Source organism: Paraburkholderia dilworthii, assembly GCF_000472525.1.
GTDB lineage: Bacteria > Pseudomonadota > Gammaproteobacteria > Burkholderiales > Burkholderiaceae > Paraburkholderia > Paraburkholderia dilworthii.
This window is the reverse complement of the sequence record NZ_AWZT01000068.1, coordinates 1-22,551: the sequence shown is the minus strand read 5'-3', so window position 1 is coordinate 22,551 and position 22,551 is coordinate 1. Positions and strand designations below refer to the sequence as shown.

The window sequence follows — 22,551 nt, the reverse complement described above, 5'->3', positions numbered from 1 at the left end:
ATCACACCGCGCGTCGAGCCTGGTTGCGTGACCCCCAGGCCGTTGCCCTGGCTTGCTATCGCGCCGGTGCCGGCCACGTATGTGCCGCCTTTTGGAAGGATGTCCGCTGCGGGCGCCGCATGTGCAAAGGAGAGCCAGGTAAGCGAACTGCCGATGGCAAGCCACATGCGTCCGATTAACTGCCGGCGNCGCAGTGCGCGTGGCGCGGGCCGAGGANNATCTGGACGTGACATACACCTCCTGTTCCGCGTGGGACGCGGAATGCTGCCGACGACCAGCAGAGCCGACCGGAAACGCCTGAGTCGCAGCATCTGAAGAATAGCAGTTGGCTTCGCGGATGCATGCCGATATGTCAGCGTTTTGCGCCTTCCTTTCCGACTCTTTATGCCACTCTCGTCGTGTGGCGAGACTAACGCTGCGCCTACGAAACCCGACGTCGAACTGCTCGAGCCGGCGGCTGATAAATCGTTAGACAGTGTCCAGCCCTGACGTGGGCAGTCTCCCGGCGCGACATCGAAGCTGCGGCTGAAGGCCCGCGCATGAAATTCGATTTACGACGATCGCGACGTGATGGTCGAAGCTTCGTTCATCGCCAGCGGCTGCGCGAAGTCGCCCGGCAAGCGTGCTGTCGCCAGCGCCTACCTGCCGCTACAACTGGCGCTCGATCGCGGCCTTATCGATGACCGACCAGACTTGCTGAATCTTGACGCCACGAAATTCATAGAAGACGTTCTCAGCGAACGCGATCCGTTTTCCATGCACGGGAAGACCAAGAAACATACTGACCGGCGTACAGTCAAAACGCAATCGGCTCGCGATATGCGGCGGCTCGCAAACGAGCAGTTGAATCTCAAAGCGTAAGTCCGGAATTTCGCGGAAATCTCGCTCAAGCATCTGGCGATAGCCTGACAAACCGATCCGTTCGCCGTTGTAGTTCACGTCGTCGCCAACAAAGTCTCCGAGCTTTGACCAGTCCTGCATATTCAGGCAGGCAATGTAGCGCCGGTACATTTTGGAAAGATCGTTTTCGCTCATTGCAATCGCCCAACGTTCTTCAACGGATCGGCCAATTTTCAACGATCTCGGCCATGATGTCGAACGACCCGAAATAGGCCGGCTCCTACTCACCAGTCCGCGCGCGCAGCACCCGCACTTCACTGAAAGTACTTTGACCTTACCGATGCCCTGCAACGGGACAGGCGCCTCCTGGATTTCCGCATGACAAGAAGCACAGCATGCCGGCGTCGGCGTAAAGCATGACTGCTCACAGCTGCGGGCGAGCCCACGCAGCTTGCAGCAAGTCCAGCAAACCGACGACTATCAACCCGCACTCTTCGATTGAAAAATTAAGGTAGCGCCCGTTTTATTGTCCTTGTCACATAGCTACCAAAGCACGCCCCGATGACAGATAACTAACCAACAAGATCGATGCCCACTGCGTTCGCCCATACGGTCAAAGAGAGCTTTACGACGCTCACGCCGACGGCCAAGCGCATTGCCAGCTACATGCTGGCAAATCTGGACCGGCTCGGGCTTGAAACGGCCGGGCAGATCGCGCAGCAAACAGGAACGAGCGGCATTTCCGTCGGACGCTTTCTGCGCAGCGTCGGCTATCGCAATCTTGATGATCTGAAGCGCGAGTTGCGCGGCGCACAAACGCGCCCCTGGTTCATTACGGACCGCCTCGATGCGTATCGCAGCGAGCGTCACCAGGAAGACTCACATGGCCGGGACCAGCAAGGCGCGGCACTCGCACGCTCTATGGATCTTGAAGTCGATGCAGTCCGCTATGTCTATCAGCTCGCAGAAAGCGAAGCCTTTGCGCGGGTTGCAGAGCGCGTTGCAACCGCGGATGCGGTTTATATCGTCGGGATTCAATCGACACGCGGCATATCCAATGCGTTCTTCAGTTACCTCGAATACCTGCGGCCACGCGTGTTCTATTCCGACGGCATGTCGGGCTCTTATGTGGATTCGCTGAACTCCGAGTTCGCTTCGCCCTATCTGATCGTGACCGACACGCGCGCCTACTCGCGCATCGCACGCCGTTATTGCGAAGCCGCGGCGCAGCGCAACATCGCGCTTGCGCTCGTCACCGATCTGTATTGCCCCTGGGCACGCGACTTCAACTGCGATCTGTTGCAGGCAAAGACGGACGTCGGCCAGTTCTGGGACTCGCTTGCGCCGCTCACGTGCCTGTTCAATCTTTTGCTGACCTCGATCGTCGAGCGCCTCGGGCCGGCCATCGACGAACGCGTTGCACGCAACCGCGAACTACAGCGCGAACTCGATCAATTTGAATTCTGACCGCTATGACCGATACCCCTCGCCTGATACACATTACTCGCGACACACATCACGTGGATATCGACCTCGTGTATGCGACGCCGCGCAACTTCACCGGCAAGGCGATCTACCGCGACGCGCATTGCCTGCTGCTCGAACCCGCCGAAGCTGCATTGCGCAAAGCCGTCGAACTCGCGGACAGCGTCGGCATGACCTTGCGCATCTTCGACGCCTACCGTCCGCCACAAGCGCAAAAGGTACTGTGGGACTTCCTGCCCGATCCGACCTATATTGCCGAACTGGGCCGCGGCTCGAACCATAGCCGGGGCACGGCCGTCGATCTCACGCTGATAGACGGCGATGGCGAATCGCTGGACATGGGCACCGGTTTCGACGAAATGGTGAAGGCTTCGGAGCACTTCCACGCGGGCCTCCCGCAACACGTACAACGCAATCGGCTGCTGTTGCTCGGCATCATGCATGCAGCCGGCTTCACGCACATCGCAAGCGAATGGTGGCATTACGAATTGCCTGGCTCGCGCGCGCTGCCCGTGATCGACAACAGCGAAAGCGGCCCGTTGAAGTTGATGTGACCTGATAAGTTCCGGGCTGTCCGTTTGCAGGTTCTCTTCCTTTACATGCGGAGCGAGTATGAATCTGGTTTTGCGCAATGCGCTGGCAGCAGTCGCGGTGGCATCCGCGCTGACTTTTTCCGTCACGATGACAGGCAGCGCGCTCGCGGCGACGCCGAAAGACATGCTTGTCATCGCCACGACGCTCGACGAATTTTCGACGCTCGATCCCGGCGAAATCTATGAACTCGTGCCGGAAGAATACGTTGCGAACACCTATGACCGGCTCGTGCGCGTCGACCTGAAAGACCCGTCTAAATTCAACGGCGACGTCGCGCAATCCTGGACCGTCAGCCCCGACGGACTCACGTTCACCTTCAAGATCCGCCCAGGTCTCAAGTTCCACTCCGGCAACTCTCTTACGGCCGATGACGTCGCGTGGTCGATCCAGCGCTGTGTACTTCTCGACAAGGGCGCCGCCGCCGTGCTGCAAGGCATCGGACTCACGAAAGACAACGCGCCGCAGAAAGTCAAAAAGATCGACGAGTCGACGGTCAGTATCACTACCGATCAGAAATACGCGCCCACCTTCGTGCTGAATGTTCTGGGCGCGTGGCCCGCATCCGTGCTCGACAAAAAGCTGCTGATGTCACATCAGAAAGGCAATGACTTCGGCAACGAATGGCTGCGCACGAACGAGGCCGGGTCTGGCGCGTACAAGCTGGTCAAATGGACCGCGAACGACAGCATCATTCTGCAGAGATACGACGATTACCGCATGCCGCTCGCGATGAAGCGCATCGTGCTTCGCCACGTTCCCGAAGCGTCGAGCCAGCGGCTGCTACTCGAAAATGGCGATGCGGATGTGGCGCGCAATCTGAGCCCCGACGATCTCGCTGCATTGACGAAGTCGAACAAGGCACACGTGACGGCCGTGCCGCAAGCCACCTTGCTCTATCTCGGCCTGAACGTGAAGAACCCGAATCTCGCGAAGCCCGAAGTGCAGGAAGCGATGAAGTGGCTGATCGATTACAACGGCATTCAGACGAACGTCGTGAAGACGACTTACAAGGTTCACCAGACGTTTCTGCCGGAAGGGTTTCTCGGCGCACTCAACAGCAACCCGTATCATCAGGACGTCGCCAAGGCAAAGGCGTTACTCGCCAAAGCAGGCTTGCCGAATGGCTTTAATGTAACGATGGACGTGCGTAGCGCCTATCCGTACAACGAGATTGCACAAGCAGTACAAGCCAATCTGGCGCAAGGCGGAATCAAGGTCGATATCATTCCCGGCGATAACAAGCAGACGCTCGCAAAGTATCGTGCGCGCCAGCATGACATCTACATCGGCGAATGGTCTGCCGACTATATCGATCCACACAGCAATGCGCAGGGCTTCGCGTGGAACCCGGATAACTCCGACAAGTCCTCGTACAAGATGCTTGCATGGCGTAATTCGTGGGACATTCCCGATCTGACGAAAGAGACCAACGCCGCCCTTGCCGAGTCGTCCACCGCAAAACGCGCACAGCTTTATCAGGCGATGCAAAAGGACATGCTCGCGCACTCGCCGTTCGTGATCATGTTCCAGCAGGTATCGCAGGTAGCGATGCGGCCAGGCGTGTCCGGCCTTGAAGTCGGGCCGATCAACGACCTGGTCTCATACCTGCATGTGAAAAAGCAGTAATCGCCCAGCGGCGTCCGAATCATGTCGACAACCTTTACGCCTATCGACCGCATTCGCGCAGCGTCCGCGCGCCGCCCAGGCGTGCGCTGGGCGCTGCGCCTGCTGCGCTGGGCGCTGACGCTCGCCATTACCTTCACAGGCCTGCTTGCGGTAACTTTCGTGATTGGCCGCAAGGTGCCGATCGACCCCGTGCTCGCGATACTTGGCGATCGCGCGTCGGCAAGCGCCTATGCGGCGGCGCGTATCCAGCTCGGTCTCGACAAGCCGCTCGTCGAGCAATTTCTGATCTACGTGACTGCGGTATTGCATGGCGACCTGGGCGTGTCGCTGCTGACAGCCAATCCGGTACTCGACGACATCCGGCGCGTGTTCCCCGCGACGCTCGAACTCGCCACCCTTGCGACCATCGCCGGCGTACTGGTCGGCGTGCCGCTCGGAGTGGTGGCCGCGACGCGTCATAACCGCTGGATCGACCACGTTGCGCGCTTCGTGGGGCTGATCGGCAGTTCCGTGCCTGTGTTCTGGCTCGGCCTGATGGGGCTATTGCTGTTCTATGCGAAGCTGCATTGGGTCTCAGGTCCCGGAAGATTGGACCCGGTATTCGACGGTATGGTCGACTCGCGCACAGGCAGCCTGCTTATCGATTCGCTGATGGCCGGTGAATGGGATGTGTTCTTCAATGCCATCTCGCATGTCGCATTGCCTGCCGCGATACTCGGCTATTACTCCGTTGCGTATCTGAGCCGAATGACGCGCTCGTTCATGCTCGACCAGTTAAACCAGGAGTACATCACGACGGCGCGCGCGAAGGGCGTGCCCGAGCGGCGCGTCGTGTGGGTGCATGCTTTCGGGAATATCGCAGTGCCGTTGCTCACGGTCATCGCGCTTTCGTATAGCTTCCTGCTTGAAGGCTCTGTGCTGACCGAGATCGTATTCGCGTGGCCGGGCATCGGATCGTATCTGACGGGTGCGTTACTCAATGCGGACATGAACGCCGTGCTCGGCAGCACGCTTGTGATCGGCGCCACTTTCATCGCGTTGAATCTACTCACCGACGCGCTCTACCGCGTGTTCGATCCGCGCGCCCGCTGATGCAACGGAGACTCCCCACGTGCGCCAACCTCTTGAACATTCGACGCAGGACTGGCCGATGAACGCCGCCCGCCTCTCGTGGAAGCAATGGCTGCTTACCGACACGCCCGCGTCGCGCAAACAGGCCGCATTGGGCCTCGCCTATCGGCGCTGGCGGCGTTTCGCGGGCAATCCTCTATCGGTATTCGGTTTTGCGATCCTGACGGTGCTCGTGATCGTCGCGATCATCGGACCGTGGATCGCGCCGCACGATCCGTTGCGCCAGGTGCTGCCGGACCGGCTGCTGCCGCCGGGGTCGGCGTCGCACTGGCTTGGCACCGACCAGCTTGGGCGCGATATTCTCTCGCGCATCATCTATGGCTCGCGCCTGACTTTGTCGATAGCGATACTCGTGGTCGTCGTGGTGGTGCCGATCGGCCTCATGATAGGCACCACCGCGGGCTTCTTCGGCGGCTGGGTCGATAACGTGCTGATGCGCATCACCGATATCGCGCTGGCGTTTCCGAAAATCGTTCTCGCACTGGCCTTCGCGGCCGCCCTCGGACCCGGCGTGATCAATGCGGTGATCGCCATCTCCATCACGGCGTGGCCCGCGTATGCACGTCTCGCGCGGGCCGAAACCTTGAGGCTCGTGCAGGCCGATTTCATCCAGGTTGCACGCCTGCAAGGCGCGACGAATCTGCGCATCCTGCTGCGCTATGTGATGCCGCTTTGCATGTCGTCCGTGATCGTGCGAGCGACGCTCGACATGGCGGGCATCATTCTGACCGTCGCGGGTCTCGGCTTTCTCGGACTCGGTGCGCAACCGCCGAGTCCCGAATGGGGTTTCATGGTCGCTTCCGGCCGCAACGTGCTGCTCGATTCCTGGTGGGTGGCCACGCTGCCGGGCTTCGCGATTCTGCTCGTGAGCCTCGCGTTCAACCTGCTCGGTGACGGATTGCGCGACGTATTCGATCCGCGTCATGGAGACTGACATGCGCACGAACGAAGCGGACCATCCGCTGTGTGAAATCGACGATCTGCGCATCGCCTTTCGCGCGCATGACGGCACGCTGAACGAAGCGGTACGCGGGCTGTCGCTTACGTTGAACAAGGGCGAGCGGCTCGGGATCGTCGGCGAATCGGGATCGGGTAAATCGCTCACGGGACGCGCGCTACTGGGCTTGTTGCCGCCCGCCGCGCACTGCACGGCCAAAGCGCTACGCTTCGACGGACATGACATGTTGGCCATGCGGGCCGACAGACGCCGCCGCTTTTGCGGCTCGCAGATGGGGATGGTCCTGCAGGACCCGAAGTATTCGCTCAACCCGGTCATGACCGTCGAGCAGCAGATGCGCGAAGCGTTTGCGCTGCATGAGCCGAAGCTTGGCCGTCGTGCCATGCGGGCCAAGGTCGTTGCGGCGCTCGAGTCCGTGCATATTCGCAACCCTGAACGCGTCGCCCGCTCGTATCCGCATGAGTTGTCTGGCGGCATGGGGCAACGCGTGATGATCGCGATGATGGTCTCGACAGGTCCCCGCCTCCTGATCGCAGACGAACCGACGAGCGCGCTCGATGTGCTGGTCTCCATGCAGGTGCTGGCCGTGCTCGATGAACTGATCGAAAAGCATCAGACAGGGCTCATCTTCATCAGTCACGACTTGCCGCTCGTCATGTCGTTCTGCGACCGGGTGGTGGTGATGTACGCTGGTCGCGTCGTCGAAACGTGCGCCGCGCGCGATCTGGTCAACGCCCAACACCCGTACACCCGCGGCCTGCTTGCCGCGAATCCGCCGCTTGTGGATCCGCCCGCCGAATTGCCCGTGCTCTCCCGCGACTCCGCGTGGCTCAACGACGTGGCTGAACAGCAAGGAGCGCCGTTATGATCCGCGTCGATGCACTGACCGTGCGCTTCAGGACGGCTGCGGGGCTCGTCGATGCGGTACGCGGCGCGAGCTTTCATGTCGCGGCAGGCGAGGTATTCGGTCTGGTAGGCGAATCCGGCTCAGGGAAGTCGACTATTCTTCGCGCGCTGAGCGGACTCACGCCTGTTGCCGAAGGATCCCTGCATATCGCCGGAGCGGATCGCGACACGCGCCGGCGCGATGTGCAGATGGTCTTTCAGGACCCGTATGGATCGCTGCATCCGCGCTTCACCGTTGACCAGACGCTGCGCGAACCGCTGCGTATCAACAGGATTGGCGACCATGAAGCGCGCATTGTGAATGCGCTGCGCGAAGTGGGCCTCAATCCGTCGTTCCGCTTTCGCTACCCGCATCAACTGTCGGGCGGACAACGACAACGGGTTGCAATCGCGCGTGCGTTGATCGTCGAGCCTCGCGTCTTATTGCTGGATGAACCGACGAGCGCGCTCGACGTCTCAGTGCAAGCCGAAATTCTCAACCTCCTGAAGCGCCTGCATCAGGAGCGCAATCTGACGATGATTCTCGTCAGCCACAATCTCGCGGTGGTCGGCTTTCTATGCTCGCGCGTGGCGATCATGCGCAATGGAGAGATCGTCGAAAAGCTCTCCATAGAAAGCGTTCGCGCGCAACAGGTCGAAAGCGAGTACTCGCGCAGCCTGTTGCTCGCGACGGGCGGTTATCGACGCAAAGTTGCGGAAGCATTCGGCGTCGACGCGTCGTTGTGAAGTTACGGCTGTCGCGCCGGTGTACTGCCGGTAGTGCCGCGGTTGTACGGTTGTGGCTGAGACCGTGGGCGGTCTGTCCCTTGCTGCTGACGCGTGCTGTCGTCGTCCGAACGGTTTTTTTTCGTCGGCGCAGCGTCTGACGCCATACGATTCAAAGTCTGCAGTTGCAGCAGTTTCAAAAGGCGGTCGTCCGCCCGTGCACTGCCCGTAGTAACGGCCAGGCAACTCGCGGACAGCAAGCTAATGGTCAGCGCTGATTTAATTGTCGTAGTCATGACGTCCCCCCTGCGAGCGGCGACCGCAAAGCGCCTTTGAGCCACGTGCCACGCCGTCGGATCTTCAGCGCATACTGGTGGCGTGCATGAATAGCGCGTGCCGGCCGACGAACATTTCCAGATCCGCCTGTTCATGATACTGCTATAGGTTGGGCGTCGTGTCTTGTCCGTTTTAGCCGCTTAGCAGGCGTCGGAGGTGTTCACTGTGAAGGCATTTCATGCCGACGCTGTCGGCGACTACGCGAAGTGGTCGTAAGCGGAGGGAACGGCGAAGCGGATTGTCGGAACCGGACAGAAACGCAACGTCGTCGGAGTATGGCAAACATTGCCGCACCTGTCTGCCGCGTTTGGGGATGGCAAACAGTGGCCTGTGCCTTCCTGACCAGACACGGTCACGGCCCGTCAGTTAGCGTGCGCCTGATGCTTAATTTGGAGTCAGGAAAACAAAAAGCCGTTGAATCGCTTCGGATTCAAACGCTGTGTCAGCGTCACTTCCTGGCTGCGAACACACCTGCTAGCTGACCCGCTCCCTCTACGTCGTCGCCGTGGGACATCGTCATGATTGAGGCGTGCCAGAGATTGGCTCGCACCTCATCAGCTCCGCACCGTGCGAATGCATAGGACGCGTGTGCATGGCGGATTCGATGCGGACTGGCCCGGCGCGCCTTGTCGACCAGCGCCGCCTGGCGCAACATTGAAGCGGCCAGCTGTGACGGAGTACCCCTGTCCCGGTCGACAAGGCCGCCTCAATTGCCGTCCTGAAGACATCGTCGCTGGCCACATATGCTATTCAGAATGCCGATTCACAACCGTCGGAGATAGTTTCTTTGCGTTCCAAGACCGGAATTCGGCCATTGCCGAGCGAACTGGAGCCTACGTCAGCAATACGGCGGACTGCCGACGTTGTCGGCTTGAAGCAGAGGAGCGGCACCTTTCCACATCAGCGAACTCACACTTTCGACCCGTTGCCGTCACTCGGATCGCGCCGTGGGCGGTGGCCGTTCTGGGAACACCAACGGACCTCCATCCACGTCACATCGTCTTGCAATTGCCAGCTGTTGTGGAAGTTCGCTTGAAAGAGGCGTCGGCACGCCGAACAACCCTCTACGGTAAACAAGAGAACAAACGGAACCGTTAGTTTTAACTTGACCCACTTACGGAGTCTGCAAGGTGCCGTCTTTCAGGCGCGTTTGCGTCCACGTCGTCACGACACTCTCGCACGGATATTTTGCGGCATCGGTCTCATTGATATCGACGCCGAGCCCTGGCTTGTCATTCGCATAAACATGGCCGTTCCTGTACTCGGGCAGGCCAGGGAACACATCGAGCAACGCGGCTCTGGGCCCTTTGAGTTCCTGGATCACGAAGTTGGGCGGCTCAGTACCCGACCATTCCTGCACGCCAAAATTACGCGACGCGAGATCGATATGAATGTTCGCCGCATGCGCGAGCGGCGACATGTCGCCGGGCCCGTGCCACGCGGTCCTTACGCCGAACTGCTCCGCGAAGATCTGCAGCTTGCGCCCGGCCGTGATACCTCCGATCTGGCTCAGGTGAACGCGTATGAAGTCGATCAGGCGTTCGGTGATCAGAAAGCGCCACTCCGATGGATTGTTGAACAACTCGCCCTGAGCCAGCGGCGTAGTGGTCTTCGCTCTGAGCTGCCGCATCCATTCGCCATCTTCCAGCGCGATCGCATCTTCAAGAAAGAACAGGTCGTACTGCTCCAGTTCGCACGCGAACTTGATGGCCTCGACCGGCTTCAGCCGTTCATGCACGTCATGACACAACGCGACGTCGAAGCCTATCTTGGTGCGAAGGCCATCGAACAACTTGAGCGTGTCGCGCATGTACTTTCGGCTGTCGAGATACACACCGTCTAGTGCTCCTTGCGGTGCGCTCGACGGCGCCTTGCCAAAGCCCGCGCCACCATAACCGCCGCTTTGGCAGCGGATATGCGTGATGCCCTGCTCGCGATATCGCTGGATGTTCTCGCACAACTCGCTGAGATCGCGCCCATCCGCATGACGATAGATCGGCACGCCTTCGCGGCACTTGCCGCCGAAGAGCTGATAGATCGGCATGTTCGCCATCTTGCCCTTAATGTCCCACAACGCCATGTCGATGCCCGAGATCGCGTTATTCTCGATCGGTCCATTGCGCCAGTACGCGTTCTGATGCATCAGTTGCCAAAGCTCTTCGATTGCTTCGGCGTCGCGGCCAATCAAAAGAGGTCGTAGATACTCTTCGATCAGACATTTGACGGCGACATGCCGATAGGCAAACGTCGCGCATCCCAGGCCATACAGACCGGCCTGGTTCGTCTCCACTTTCACGACGATCAGGTTGATGCCTTCCGGCGCGGTCAGGATGACCTTTATATCGGTAATCAGGGTTGCCATATCGTCTCTGCCGGGAGCGGGCGCACTGCGTGTGTCGCGTAGGGCGCCCAGGTTTCATATGATTCATGCAGGCCGTGTGCTTACGTGCGACCCACGGCGAGCGGTGCATCATGCTTTGAGCGCTCGTCCGAACGCGCGGGGACGGTGATCATCAGGATGACCGAGAGCAGCAGGGCACCCGCCATGAACATGTACGAAGCGGCAGGGCTGCCCGTCGCGCCGTTCAGATAGCCGACGACCCACGATCCGCAGAACGCGCCGAGCGCTCCGCACGCATTGATGAGGCCGATCGCGCCGCCCAGCACGTTGCTCGGAATCAGTTCGGGGACGAGTGCGAAGAACGGGCCGTATGGCGCATACATCGACGCACCGGCGATGACCAGCAACGCGAACGAGAGCCAGAAGTGCGTGCTGCCGAGCAGATACGAACCCACGAACGCAATGGTCCCGATGAGCAGCAACGGCCAGACGAAAAGCTTGCGGTTGCGCGTCTTGTCGGAGAGCCACGAGGCGAGCAGCATCAGGATGATCGCGCCGAGGTATGGCACGGCGGCGAGCCAGCCGACCGATACGATGTCTATCGTCGACGCCTGCTTCAAGATCGACGGCAGCCACATGATGAAGCCGTACACGCCGATGCTCCACAAGGCATGGATGGCGCAGCACTTCAACACGATCGACGAGCGAAAGGCGGTCTTGTAGTCGCCCACCGGTGCGATGTGCGCCTGCTCGGCCTTCAGGCGCGCGTCGAGCTCGACTTTTTCGGCGTCGCTCATCCACGGCGCATCGGCGGGGCGGTCCTTCACCGTGAACCACCAGACGATGGCCCACGCAATCGCCGGCAGCCCTTCGATGACGAACATCTCGCGCCAGCCGAAGCTATGCACCAGATAGCCCGACACGACCGACATCCACAACACCGTCACCGGATTGCCGAGAATCAGGAACGTGTTCGCACGCGAACGTTCGCTGCGCGTGAACCACCGGCTGATGTACATCAGCATCGACGGCATCACGGCCGCCTCGACCACGCCGAGCACGAAGCGCAATACCATCAGCATCGGAATGTTGCTGACCATGCCGGTCGCCGCCGCGCACAGTCCCCACAGAATCAGGCTGAAGAAGATCAGCTTTTTCACGCTGTTGCGCTGAGCATAGATCGCGCCGGGCACCTGAAACAGGCAGTAGCCGAGAAAGAACAGCGAGCCGATCAGCGACGACATGCCATGCGTGATGCCGAGATCCTTGTCGATCCCGGCGGCAGCGGCAAACCCGTAGTTCGCGCGGTCGAGATAGGCAAGGCTGTAAGTGATGAAGATGATGGGCATCAGATACCACCATCTTTGGGGTGCCACGGGTTTGACGCTTTCCATGATGTCTCCGGATCTTTGCTGCGTACGAAGGTTGGGCGCGGGCTGTTGTTCTTGTTCCCGCGAAGTCTTGAGTTCAGAGGACGGCGAGCCAGCCGCCGTCCACGTAGATGATCTGGCCGTTCACATAGCTCGATGCCTGCGACGACAGGTACACCGCGGTGCCGACGAGCTCGTCCGGCTTGCCCCAGCGTTGCGAGGGATTGCTGCTCTTGACCCATGCATCGAAGGCGGCGTTGTCGACCAGCGCCTGGTTCATGTCGGTGAGGATGTAGCCCGGGCCGATCGCGTTTGCCTGGATGTTCGACGACCCCCACTCGGCGCTCATCGCGCGGGTCAGCATCTTGATGCCGCCCTTCGCCGCCGTGTACGCGCCGACCGTCGCGCGCGCGCTTTCGCTCGTCAGCGAGCCGATGTTGATGATCTTGCCGCCCGTGCCGCGCGCGATCATGCGGCGCGCCGCCTCTCTCGCGACAATGAACGCGCTCGTCAGATTGGTGTCGATCACGCGCTGCCAGTCGGCGAGTTCGAGTTCGACGAGCGGCTTGCGAAACTGGATGCCCGCGTTGTTGATGACGATGTCGACCTGCACGCCGTCCTTATCCCATTGCGCGAATGCGTCGGCGACGGCTGCTTCGTCGGTGACGTCGAATGCGCGGCCTTGCGCCTTGAAGCCTTTGCTTTCGAGCCGGTCGGTCGCTTCGGCAACGGTGTCGGCGCGCGTGCCGTTCAGGATCACGCTGGCGCCAGCGGTGGCGAGACCCTCGGCAAGCGCAAAGCCGATACCTCTCGCGGAGCCCGTGACGAGCGCCGTGCGGCCGCTCAGATCGAATAACGTTGTCATGCGTTTTCCTTTCGCGTGTTGAGACGAGGCGCGAGTCCGCCCCTCGCGGCCGGCAAACCGGTCGCGATGAATAGTGTGTGCGTCGGTGGCGTGCTTAAGACGTCAGGCGGGCTTCTCGTTGACGGTGCTGTTCAGCGCTGCCCGATCCTCGAAATCCTTCTCGGCGCGCCGGATGAGCGTGAGGACCGCTTGTTCCGCGGCTTCCGGATCGCCTTTCTCGATCGCGATGCAAAGCGCTTCGTGCATCGGCAGCGAACGGGCCGGGCCGCCCGCGATTTCCGAGCTGAGTTCGAAGCTCGTGCGCAGAATCGCCGACAAGGCGTTCTGCATCTGTTGCACGAACTGGTTATGGCAGGCGGTGAGGATCGCGCCGTGGAAGGCGAGGTCGGCGGGCACGTATTCGCCGTTGCCCGCGACGGCGCGTTCCATTGCCTTGTAGGCGCGCCGCACGGCTTTGCGGTCATCGTCCGTGGCGCGCTTAGCGGCGAGTTTCGCGGCATTCGGCTCGATAATCAGGCGCAATTCCATCAGGTCCTCGATGAGGCCGAGGTCGAGCGTTCCTGCTCGCGCGCGCCACGTGATGACGTCCGGATCGAACAATTGCCACTGCGAGCGCGGAAGCACGATCGTGCCGTAGCGGCGCCGCACCTCGAGCATGCCTTTGGCGGAGAGCGATTTCATCGTCTCGCGGATGGTGATGCGGCTCACCTGCATCTGCTCGGCGAGCACGGGTTCGGCCGGCAGAATCGCGCCTGGCGCAAATTTGCCGGAGCAGATCTGCTCGCCCATCTGATTCAGAACCCGCCGGTGTAGGGTAGCCATCAACCTATCTCTCTAGATCATACGTATGATGTAGAAAGATAGGCTCACGTGCTTCATTGCACAATTCGGGATGACCCGCACTCTGTGGCTGCAGCGCGAACGGGGTACGGCCGGCAGCTCGCGCCGATGCCGCGCTTACTTCGGTTTCTTCGCGATAGATCCGCGCGGCGAGACAATCGCGTTCACCGCGCCTTAGTGCTGGTAGAAAGCTTCTATCTCGTGCGCGACGAGTCGCCGACCAGGACCAATGCCGATGTCTATCGACCGAAAAACCGCGTCACCGTCGGCAAAGGGCAGCGCGTACAGCCTCTTTCTCCCACGTGGATTGAAGGGGGCGCAGTGCGCCCCGACGTCACCGGCCGTGGTGCGGACGTTCGTCGATTAGCTGCTCGAAGGCGCGGGGGGCACGAAGCAGCAACTGGAAGCGGATTCGCGCGAAATCGCAGGGCTGCGCTTGCTCGACGAGCGCTTCACGGTGATCCGTCAGGCGATGGGTGTGCCGAAGAGCCGTGGCCCCGCCGCGGCAGATGTACTCACGCAGTTCGTCGAGGAGATGAAAGGGTCGGGATTCGTTGCAGATCGCTAATGTCATACCGGATCGACGGCCGTAGCGCACTAGCCTCGCAGCGCTCGGCCGGCTTGACCGAGCGCTTCAGCGCCGCTTGCCCCTGCACGGGCACCGGGGTCGAGCGCCGCAGCCAGTGACAGGACCTGAAGGCAGACCGGTCATCGAAGCGGTGCCGCGGCAGGAGCTGGGAACGTCTCTTCATGGCCGAACGCGGGCCGACGGCGAACGCACCAAATCGACCCAACCCGGCCACTCGACCTGTCTGAACGCCAGCGTCGGAAAGCGGGCGAGCTTCAGTCATTTGAAAACATACGCCTCCCTGCTGTCCTAGATGAGCGGTATGCCGCAGCAATCGGTGAGAAAGCGGCAACCGTCCGTTAGAGTGCGGCGGAAACGATTTCCCGGCAGCTCGCGTGCCGCTGAATAGGAATGGAAGAATGGCTCCGCGCGCGTGGCGAGAGTCGGCACCTACCAAAAATTTGATCTCGATGCGCCTCGCGATACCGCGGTCGCCGCAATCCGTGCCCGCAAAACTGCTGCACTGCACGATTTTTGACCATGAAAGGCGATAGGGCTTTCCCGAATGCAAAAAGGTATCGGAAATGCGTCCTATCCTGTGTAGTGAAATTTTGCGTCATCCGCTATTCTTGGATCTATCGAAGCGGTGACAAACCGAACAATCGTCGACAAAGACGGTGGCCCCTGGAGACAGACGTGACGAACGACAGCACCGATGCGGGCGAAGGCAGCGCTCGCCGTCGCCCCCATGTTGGTCAGCCCGACCTGGAGTTGGTCGCCGTACCGCGCGACGAATCGTTCAAGGTGTGGTCGCACGGCTATCCTTACAGCACGGTGCGCTGGCACTTCCATCCTGAGTACGAGCTTCACCTTATCACCGCCACGACGGGCAAGTACTTCGTCGGTGACTACATCGGAGATTTCACGCCCGGCAATCTCGTTATGACCGGACCCAATCTGCCGCACAACTGGGTGAGCAATGTGCCGCGGGGCGAGCAAGTGAGCGAACGCTGCTTAGTGCTGCAGTTTGATTCTGAATTTGTCGTGCGTGCAATCGATGCGTTTCCCGAATTCAGAAAGGTTACTGGTCTGCTTGAGGCCTCGGGCTGGGGTGTATTGTTCACCCCGGATACAGGCGCGGCCGCCGAGCCGATCATGCGTGAGATGCTGCACGCGCAGGGAATGCGGCGGATCGCGCTCTTCGTATCGCTGTTCGCCCTGCTTCTTCAGGGCAGGGAGCCGATCAAGCTGGCAAGCGCCGCCTATCGGGCCGATCCGGCGCGCTACGCCGAGACGCGCATCAATCATGTGCTGACGTACATCGGCAAGAACCTTGCGCAGGAGCTTCGCGAAGCTGACCTGGCAGGCCTGGCGGGCCAAAGCGTGAGCGCATTCTCCAGATACTTTCGCCGCCATACCGGCGTGCCTTTCGTGCAGTATGTGAACCGGTTACGCGTTAATCTCGCGTGCCAGTTGCTGATGTCCGGGGAACTGAGTATCAGCGATATCTGCTATCAGGTCGGATTCAACAACCTGTCCAACTTCAACCGTCAGTTTCTGTTGCTCAAGGGCATGTCGCCTTCCAGGTGGCGTGGGTGTCAGCAACTCAATGCGGCAAGCGGAACCGACGCGCCCGGTTCGGCGCGACAACACGTGGCAGCAACTGCCGCCATCCAATAAACATAGGAGACACTGTATGAAGAAACTTTCGACACTCGTTGGCAGCATCAGCGCCATCACGTTAGGTATGCTAAGCGGGTCGGTGATGGCGGCACCTTCGGGTACGGTCGCGTTCCTGATGCCGGACCAGGCGTCCACCCGCTACGAACAGCACGACTTCCCGGGCTTCAAAGCAACGATGTCCAAGCTGTGTCCCGACTGCAAGGTGCTCTATCAGAACGCGAACGCGGACGTTGCGACTCAACAGCAGCAGTTCAACTCGGTCATCGCACAGGGCGCAAAGGTAATCGTGCTTGACCCGGTGGATTCGACCGCGGCGGCGTCGCTGGTTCATCTGGCGCAAAGCCAGGGCGTGAAGGTGATTGCATACGATCGTCCGGTTCCCTCGACGCCGGCTGACTACTATGTCTCGTTCGATAACGAAGGCATCGGCCGCATGATCGCCCAGTCGCTTGTGCAGCATCTGAAAGACACTGGTGTGCCGACTAACAAGGGTGGTCTTCTGGAAGTCAACGGCTCTCCCACCGACGCAGCAGCGGGGCTGATCAAGAAGGGCATCCATTCCGGCCTTGCGTCTAGCGGCTACAAGACGCTGGCGGAGTACGACACGCCGGAATGGGCGCCGCCGAAGGCTCAGCAATGGGTCAGCGGACAGATCACCCGCTTCCAGTCGCAGATCGTCGGCGTCGTGGCGGCAAACGACGGCACGGCTGGCGGAACGGTCGCGGCCTTCAAGGCAGCCGGCGTGAATCCGGTGCCGCCGGTGACGGGCAACGATGCGACCATCGCGGGTCTGCAACTGATCATCGCCGGCGACGAGTACAACACCATCCTCAAGCCGAGCGAAACTGTTGCGGCGGCGGCGGCCAAGGTCGCCGTCGGATTCCTGTCCGGACAGGCTGCGAAGGGCGAAACGACGCTCTTCAACACGCCCACGCAGCTCTTCACGCCGACGGTCATCACGGCGAAGAACCTCAAGGCCGAAGTGGTCGACAAGGGTTTCGCGAGCGCGAAGACCTTGTGTACCGACCGTTACGCGGAAGGCTGCAAGAAGCTCGGCATTACCAACTGAACCGGCGCGGCGCCGGACGAACACCGGCGCCGCACGGGGTTTTTCATTCAATCAAGCAGAGGCACCGTCCATGACTGACAACTCCACGAAGCGGCCCGCCCCGGGAAAGCTGGTGCTTAGTCTGCGCAACATATCCAAGCACTTTGGAGCGGTCTCGGCCCTGACGGACATCGAACTCGACGTACATGCCGGAGAAGTCGTCGCGCTGGTGGGCGACAACGGCGCTGGCAAATCGACGCTCATCAAGGTGCTGGCGGGCGTGCATCAGCCGAGCTCGGGCACGATCACCTTCGACGGCCGCGAAGTGACGCTGGCGAACCCGGCAGCCGCGCTCGATCTGGGCATTGCCACGGTGTTCCAGGATCTCGCGCTGTGCGAAAACCTCGATGTGGTCGCGAACATTTTCCTCGGGCGAGAGCTGAGTCCCGTGCGCCTCGACGAAGTATCGATGGAGATGCGGGCATGGACTCTTCTGAACGAACTGTCGGCGCGCATTCCCGATGTGCGCGATGTGGTGGCATCGCTGTCCGGCGGCCAGCGGCAAACCGTTGCCATCGCACGTTCGCTACTGCTTGACCCAAAACTGATCATGCTGGACGAGCCGACCGCCGCGCTGGGCGTCGCGCAGACCGCGGAAGTGCTGAATCTCATCGAACGCGTGCGCGATCGCGGGCACGCGGTGATCATCATCAGCCACAACATGGAAGATGTGCGCGCCGTGGCGGACCGGATCGTCGTGCTCCGGCTCGGCAAGAACAACGGCGTCTTCTATCCCGACTCGTCGAATCAGGACCTCGTCGCCGCGATCACGGGCGCAACCGAGAACGCCGTCTCGCGCCGCGCCGACCGGCGTCAGGCTCAAACGAATGCCTAGTGAATGCCCTAGTGGGAGAAACAATCATGAGTAACCAAGTTCAGGGTGCTCCGCAGGGAAATCCGCAGAAGCCCGATCAGCCTCCCCCATTGCTGGATCGCAGCGATGTGCGCGTGAAGCACGCCACGGGCATCGGGGGCGCGGTCTCGGCGTTCGTCGATCAGGTGAAGTCGGGCGATCTGGGTTCGCTGCCCGTAGTCGTGGGTCTCATCATCATCTGGACCGTTTTCACGAGCCTGAATCCGGTCTTTCTGTCTGCCAACAATCTGGTCAACCTGCTCTTCGACTGCTCGACCATCGGCGTCATCTCGCTCGGTATCGTGGGCGTGCTGATGGTGGGCGAGATCGACCTGTCCGTCGGTTCGATGAGCGGCTTCGCTTCCGCGCTGGTGGGCATGCTCTGGGTCAACAAAGGCTGGCCGGTGGGGCTGGCGATCGTTGCGGCCATCGTGGTGGGCGCGGTCGTGGGCGCGCTGTATGCATCGCTGCTCAACCGCCTCGGGATGCCGAGTTTCGTGGCGACGCTGGCCGGTTTGCTCGCATTGCTCGGGCTGCAACTCTACGTGCTCGGCGCGAGCGGCTCCATCAACCTGCCCTATGGTTCGGCGATAGTAAACCTCGGACAGCTCATCGTGCTTCCGCCGGTCGTGTCGTATGTGATTGCGCTCATGCCGGGCGTCGTCATGCTGGTCCTCGGAATGCGCACGCACCAGCGCCGCCGCGCATCGAACCTTTCGGCGCCGTCGATGAGCAGTCTGCTCACGCGCTGCATCGTCGTTACCGTGCTGCTGGAAGTCGTGGTGGCATACCTGAACCGGGGACGCGGCGTTCCACTGCTGTTCGCGCTGTTCCTGGCGCTTGCGGTCGTGATGGATTACATGCTCAGACGCACACGATGGGGCCGTTCGATGCACGCAGTCGGCGGCAACAAAGAAGCAGCAAGACGCGCGGGCATCAACGTCAAAGGCATCTATATGAGCGCCTTTGTGCTCTGCTCGGGTCTCGCGGCGCTCGGCGGCGTGCTGTCGGCAGCGCGACTCGCATCGGCCAGTCAGCAGGCCGGCACTGGGGATGTCAACCTCAATGCGATTGCAGCGGCGGTGATTGGCGGGACGAGTCTCTTCGGCGGGCGCGGCAGCGCGTACTCGGCGGTGCTAGGCATCATTGTGATCCAGTCGATTGCGAGCGGACTGACGCTGCTGAATTTGTCGTCCTCGCTGCGTTTCATGATCACGGGTGCGGTGTTGGCGATTGCGGTCATCGTCGATTCGCTTGCCAGGCAATCGCGCGTCTCGCACGGTCGCGCTTGATTTCCAATATTCAGGAGACGGATGAGTGACTGACACAATCAAAGGAAAAGTCGCGGCCATTACGGGTGCCGCGTCGGGTATCGGTCTGGCATGCGCGCGTGAGCTGATTGCTCATGGCGCTAAGGTCGTGCTGATCGATCGCGCCAAAGAGCGGCTCGATGCGCTGTGCGCGGAGCTCGGTCCCGATGCATTGCCCATCGTCGCCGACCTGTTGAACCCCGCGGAAGTGTCGGGCCTGCTGCCGCGCATTCTCGATGCGGCTGGCGGCCTTGATATCTTCCACGCGAATGCCGGCGCGTACCTGGGCGGCGAAGTGGCCGAAGGCGATCCCGACGCATGGGACCGCATGCTGAACCTGAACATCAATGCCGCGTTCCGTTCGGTGCATACCGTCCTTCCGCACATGGTGAAGCAGCAGTCCGGCGACATCATCTTCACCAGCTCCATCGCGGGCATGGTGCCGGTAGTCTGGGAGCCGATCTACACCGCTTCGAAGTTTGCGGTGCAGGCCTTCGTGCACACGACGCGGCGACAGCTCTCGAAGCATGGCGTGCGCGTGGGCTCGGTATTGCCGGGACCGGTCGTGACCGCGTTGCTAGACGACTGGCCCAAGGCGAAGATGGACGAGGCGCTCGCATCTGGCAGCCTGATGCAGCCGAAGGAAGTGGCCGATTGCGTGCTTTTCATGCTGACGCGCCCGCGCAACGTGACCATTCGCGACCTCGTGATCCTTCCGAACGCGGTCGATCTCTGAGACCGGCAGCCATGCGAGGGGTGCGGATGTCGCTTGACATCGACCCAACGCTCCAACAGGCAGTGAGCCATGACTTCTGATTACACGACCCAAGACGCAACGAACGCGCGGTTTGTCGTCGGCGTGGATGTCGGCACCGGCAGCGCGCGCGCGGGCGTCTTCGACCTCGAGGGCCACATGCTGGCGACAGCGAAGCACGACATCACGCTATATCGCGGGAGCGGCTCCATCGTCGAACAATCCAGCACCGAAATCTGGGGCGCCGTCTGTCACGCGGTCAAGGATGCGATTGCGCAGGCGGATGTATCGCCGGAACGCATCGTCGGGATCGGATTCGATGCCACCTGCTCGCTGGTCGTGCTGGGCCAGGGCGCCAAGCCGCTGCCCGTGGGGCCGTCGGAGGAGGCAGAGCGCGACATCATCGTCTGGATGGATCACCGCGCCGTGGAGCAGGCGGAACGCATCAACGCCGCGGGGCACGATGTCCTGAAGTATGTGGGCGGCAAGATATCTCCGGAGATGGAAACGCCGAAGCTGCTGTGGCTTTTCGAAAATCGTCGCGCGGTATTCGACGATGCATGGCAGTTCTTCGATCTCACCGACTTTCTGACGTGGCGTTCGACGGGCGACCTCTCACGATCCACGTGCACGGTCACATGCAAGTGGACCTATCTTGCCCATGAGCGTCGTTGGGACGGCAGCTATTTTCGCAGCGTCGGACTGGGCTTGCTGGCGGACGAAAACTTTTCTCGCATCGGGCAGAAGGTGGTGGAACCCGGCACGCCGTTGGGAACCGGCCTGACAGAAAAGGCAGCGGCGCAACTCGGCTTGCGCGCGGGGACGCCTGTTGCCGCTGGCGTGATCGATGCGCACGCGGGCGGCATCGGCACGGTGGGCGCCGAAGGCGAGCCGGAAGCCTGTCTGGCCTATGTGTTCGGAACGTCGTCCTGCACAATGACTACGACCCGCGAACCGGTGTTCGTGCCTGGCGTCTGGGGACCGTACTTCTCGGCGATGGTCCCGAACGCCTGGCTCAACGAGGGCGGCCAGTCCGTTGCGGGCGCGGCCATCGAAAGGCTGCTCACGCTGCATCCGGCAACCGCCGAGGCGCGAAGTCGTTCGGAAGAAGTAGGACAGTCACTGCCCGCGATGCTCGCCAATCTCGCGACGCAGGCGTCGGACACATTGTCCGACGTCGTGAAACTGGCGCAAGGCGTGCATGTAGTTCCCGAATTCCTGGGCAACCGTGCGCCGTTCGCCGATCCGCATGCTCGAGCTGTGATCGCGGGCCTCGGCATGGAAGCCGACCTCGACAGTCTGGTATCGCTATATATCGCGGGTATCTGCAGTATCGGATATGGCTTGCGCCAGATAATCGAGACTCAGGCGTCGGCGGGCGCACCGATCGAACGGGTGATGATCAGCGGAGGAGCGGGACGACATGATCTCGTCCGTCAGTTGCTCGCCGATGCGGTTGGCAAGCCGGTGCTGGCCGCGCGGGCGGAGGAGCCCGTTCTTCTCGGCGCTGCGATTCTTGGCGCCGTGGCAGGCGGCCAATTCAACGATGTGCGGAGTGCGATGGGCGTTATGTCTCAGGTCAGCAAAGTCTATGAACCGCATCGCGATGCACACGCGTTGCATAATGCGCGGTTCAGTGCGTTCACGCGCTTGCAGGCGGTCGCCAGGGAAATTCGTTAGCCTGCACCGCGGAACACCAAATGACGCGTGTTTGCGTGGCTTTGAACCGCCTCACTCGATAGGCGATAGAACGACGCCGCAGGCGATGCCTCTGATCGAGAGGCCGCTAATCCGGTTACAACAGACGTTGGGGTGACCGATCCGTGTCGCGTCGAAAGGCAGTTACTGGCGACCTCACCCAATCGGCCAACTCCACCCGTTCGAACGAACTTCCATGACTGTCCGCTTACGGAACGACTTGAGCCGTTTCGCTATCGCGACGTTCAATGGTGACCTAAACGATGGGCTGCAGCTGCAGCGTCACCTAGCGGAGACTGGCGTGCCCATCACCTTCATTACCGCGTAAGCGCGGCACCAGCCTTGCAATTACCCACTTCGATTCAGGGCGAGTTCATAACCNAGTTGAATATCGGTGAGGCGCCGCATGCCACGCCACACGACGGTATTACCTGGTGGCGCATCACTGGCTCGGCCCAGATAGCCTCCAAGCCGGGCGACCTTGATAAGGTTTCGCAGGAGCGGTGGTGCCTGCGCGGTAAGCGGCAAGTCAGGGACTATGCACTCGAGCAATTCTATTTCCGTTGAGGTGAAGGCTGCC

At 61.1% G+C, this 22,551-nt stretch carries 18 protein-coding genes and 1 pseudogene; 14 read left to right on the top strand and 5 right to left on the bottom strand.

The window, feature by feature from the left end:
• Nucleotides 1-648: 648 nt before the first annotated feature.
• Nucleotides 649-1,035, bottom strand: coding sequence for an ester cyclase (locus F759_RS0132700; RefSeq protein WP_027803539.1), 387 nt, complete (start codon nucleotides 1,033-1,035; stop codon nucleotides 649-651).
• Between the two features lie 393 nt (nucleotides 1,036-1,428).
• Between F759_RS0132700 and sapR the strand changes: the two genes are divergently transcribed.
• Genes sapR through F759_RS0132665 form a run of 7 tightly spaced genes read left to right on the top strand, consistent with a single transcriptional unit; the run spans nucleotide 1,429 to nucleotide 8,266 of the window.
• On the top strand, nucleotides 1,429-2,307 hold the full coding sequence (gene sapR / locus F759_RS0132695; protein ID WP_027803538.1) for a sap1 transcriptional regulator SapR: 879 nt from the start codon (nucleotides 1,429-1,431) through the stop codon (nucleotides 2,305-2,307).
• Between the two features lie 5 nt (nucleotides 2,308-2,312).
• Nucleotides 2,313-2,879, top strand: coding sequence for a D-alanyl-D-alanine dipeptidase (gene ddpX, locus F759_RS0132690; protein WP_027803537.1), 567 nt, complete (start codon nucleotides 2,313-2,315; stop codon nucleotides 2,877-2,879).
• 58 nt (nucleotides 2,880-2,937) lie between these two features.
• Complete coding sequence (locus F759_RS0132685; RefSeq protein ID WP_027803536.1) at nucleotides 2,938-4,545, top strand: ABC transporter substrate-binding protein; 1,608 nt, start codon at nucleotides 2,938-2,940, stop codon at nucleotides 4,543-4,545.
• Between the two features lie 21 nt (nucleotides 4,546-4,566).
• Nucleotides 4,567-5,637: an ABC transporter permease gene (locus F759_RS0132680; protein WP_027803535.1), complete on the top strand. Its 1,071-nt coding sequence runs from the start codon at nucleotides 4,567-4,569 to the stop codon at nucleotides 5,635-5,637.
• A gap of 58 nt (nucleotides 5,638-5,695) precedes the next feature.
• Nucleotides 5,696-6,610: a nickel transporter permease gene (nikC, locus tag F759_RS0132675; protein ID WP_027803534.1), complete on the top strand. Its 915-nt coding sequence runs from the start codon at nucleotides 5,696-5,698 to the stop codon at nucleotides 6,608-6,610.
• 1 nt (nucleotide 6,611) lies between these two features.
• Nucleotides 6,612-7,502, top strand: a complete 891-nt coding sequence (locus F759_RS0132670) for an ABC transporter ATP-binding protein (RefSeq protein WP_027803533.1) — start codon at nucleotides 6,612-6,614, stop codon at nucleotides 7,500-7,502.
• Nucleotides 7,499-8,266 (top strand): ABC transporter ATP-binding protein, encoded by a 768-nt coding sequence (locus F759_RS0132665; RefSeq protein WP_027803532.1) that lies wholly within the window; start codon nucleotides 7,499-7,501, stop codon nucleotides 8,264-8,266. The genes F759_RS0132670 and F759_RS0132665 overlap by 4 nt, the downstream gene beginning before the upstream one ends.
• 1,429 nt (nucleotides 8,267-9,695) lie before the next feature.
• Here F759_RS0132665 and F759_RS0132660 read toward each other — a convergent pair.
• The 4 genes from F759_RS0132660 to F759_RS0132645 form a co-directional block, all read right to left on the bottom strand.
• Entirely contained in the window at nucleotides 9,696-10,943 is a 1,248-nt protein-coding gene (locus F759_RS0132660; RefSeq protein ID WP_027803531.1) for an enolase C-terminal domain-like protein, read from the bottom strand.
• A gap of 80 nt (nucleotides 10,944-11,023) precedes the next feature.
• On the bottom strand, nucleotides 11,024-12,316 hold the full coding sequence (locus F759_RS0132655) for an MFS transporter (protein WP_027803530.1): 1,293 nt from the start codon (nucleotides 12,314-12,316) through the stop codon (nucleotides 11,024-11,026).
• Between the two features lie 73 nt (nucleotides 12,317-12,389).
• The gene (locus tag F759_RS0132650) at nucleotides 12,390-13,157 is read right to left on the bottom strand and encodes an SDR family oxidoreductase (RefSeq protein ID WP_027803529.1); all 768 of its coding nucleotides are present in this window, start codon (nucleotides 13,155-13,157) and stop codon (nucleotides 12,390-12,392) included.
• A gap of 102 nt (nucleotides 13,158-13,259) precedes the next feature.
• Nucleotides 13,260-13,979: a FadR/GntR family transcriptional regulator gene (locus F759_RS0132645; RefSeq protein ID WP_027803528.1), complete on the bottom strand. Its 720-nt coding sequence runs from the start codon at nucleotides 13,977-13,979 to the stop codon at nucleotides 13,260-13,262.
• A 130-nt stretch (nucleotides 13,980-14,109) separates the two neighbouring features.
• Between F759_RS0132645 and F759_RS44605 the strand changes: the two are divergent.
• From F759_RS44605 to F759_RS0132605, 7 genes and pseudogenes are all read left to right on the top strand, one after another.
• Nucleotides 14,110-14,565: pseudogene (locus F759_RS44605) on the top strand (ABC transporter substrate-binding protein); the annotation flags it as partial.
• Between the two features lie 696 nt (nucleotides 14,566-15,261).
• On the top strand, nucleotides 15,262-16,245 hold the full coding sequence (locus tag F759_RS39265) for an AraC family transcriptional regulator (RefSeq protein WP_051377539.1): 984 nt from the start codon (nucleotides 15,262-15,264) through the stop codon (nucleotides 16,243-16,245).
• A 16-nt stretch (nucleotides 16,246-16,261) separates the two neighbouring features.
• Nucleotides 16,262-17,317, top strand: coding sequence for an ABC transporter substrate-binding protein (locus F759_RS0132625; protein WP_027803527.1), 1,056 nt, complete (start codon nucleotides 16,262-16,264; stop codon nucleotides 17,315-17,317).
• Nucleotides 17,318-17,387: 70 nt separating this feature from the next.
• Nucleotides 17,388-18,191: an ATP-binding cassette domain-containing protein gene (locus tag F759_RS0132620; protein ID WP_027803526.1), complete on the top strand. Its 804-nt coding sequence runs from the start codon at nucleotides 17,388-17,390 to the stop codon at nucleotides 18,189-18,191.
• Between the two features lie 26 nt (nucleotides 18,192-18,217).
• Complete coding sequence (locus F759_RS0132615; protein ID WP_027803525.1) at nucleotides 18,218-19,501, top strand: sugar ABC transporter permease; 1,284 nt, start codon at nucleotides 18,218-18,220, stop codon at nucleotides 19,499-19,501.
• Between the two features lie 25 nt (nucleotides 19,502-19,526).
• Nucleotides 19,527-20,255, top strand: coding sequence for an SDR family oxidoreductase (locus tag F759_RS0132610; protein WP_027803524.1), 729 nt, complete (start codon nucleotides 19,527-19,529; stop codon nucleotides 20,253-20,255).
• A gap of 69 nt (nucleotides 20,256-20,324) precedes the next feature.
• On the top strand, nucleotides 20,325-21,953 hold the full coding sequence (locus F759_RS0132605) for an FGGY-family carbohydrate kinase (protein ID WP_027803523.1): 1,629 nt from the start codon (nucleotides 20,325-20,327) through the stop codon (nucleotides 21,951-21,953).
• Nucleotides 21,954-22,551 lie beyond the last annotated feature (598 nt).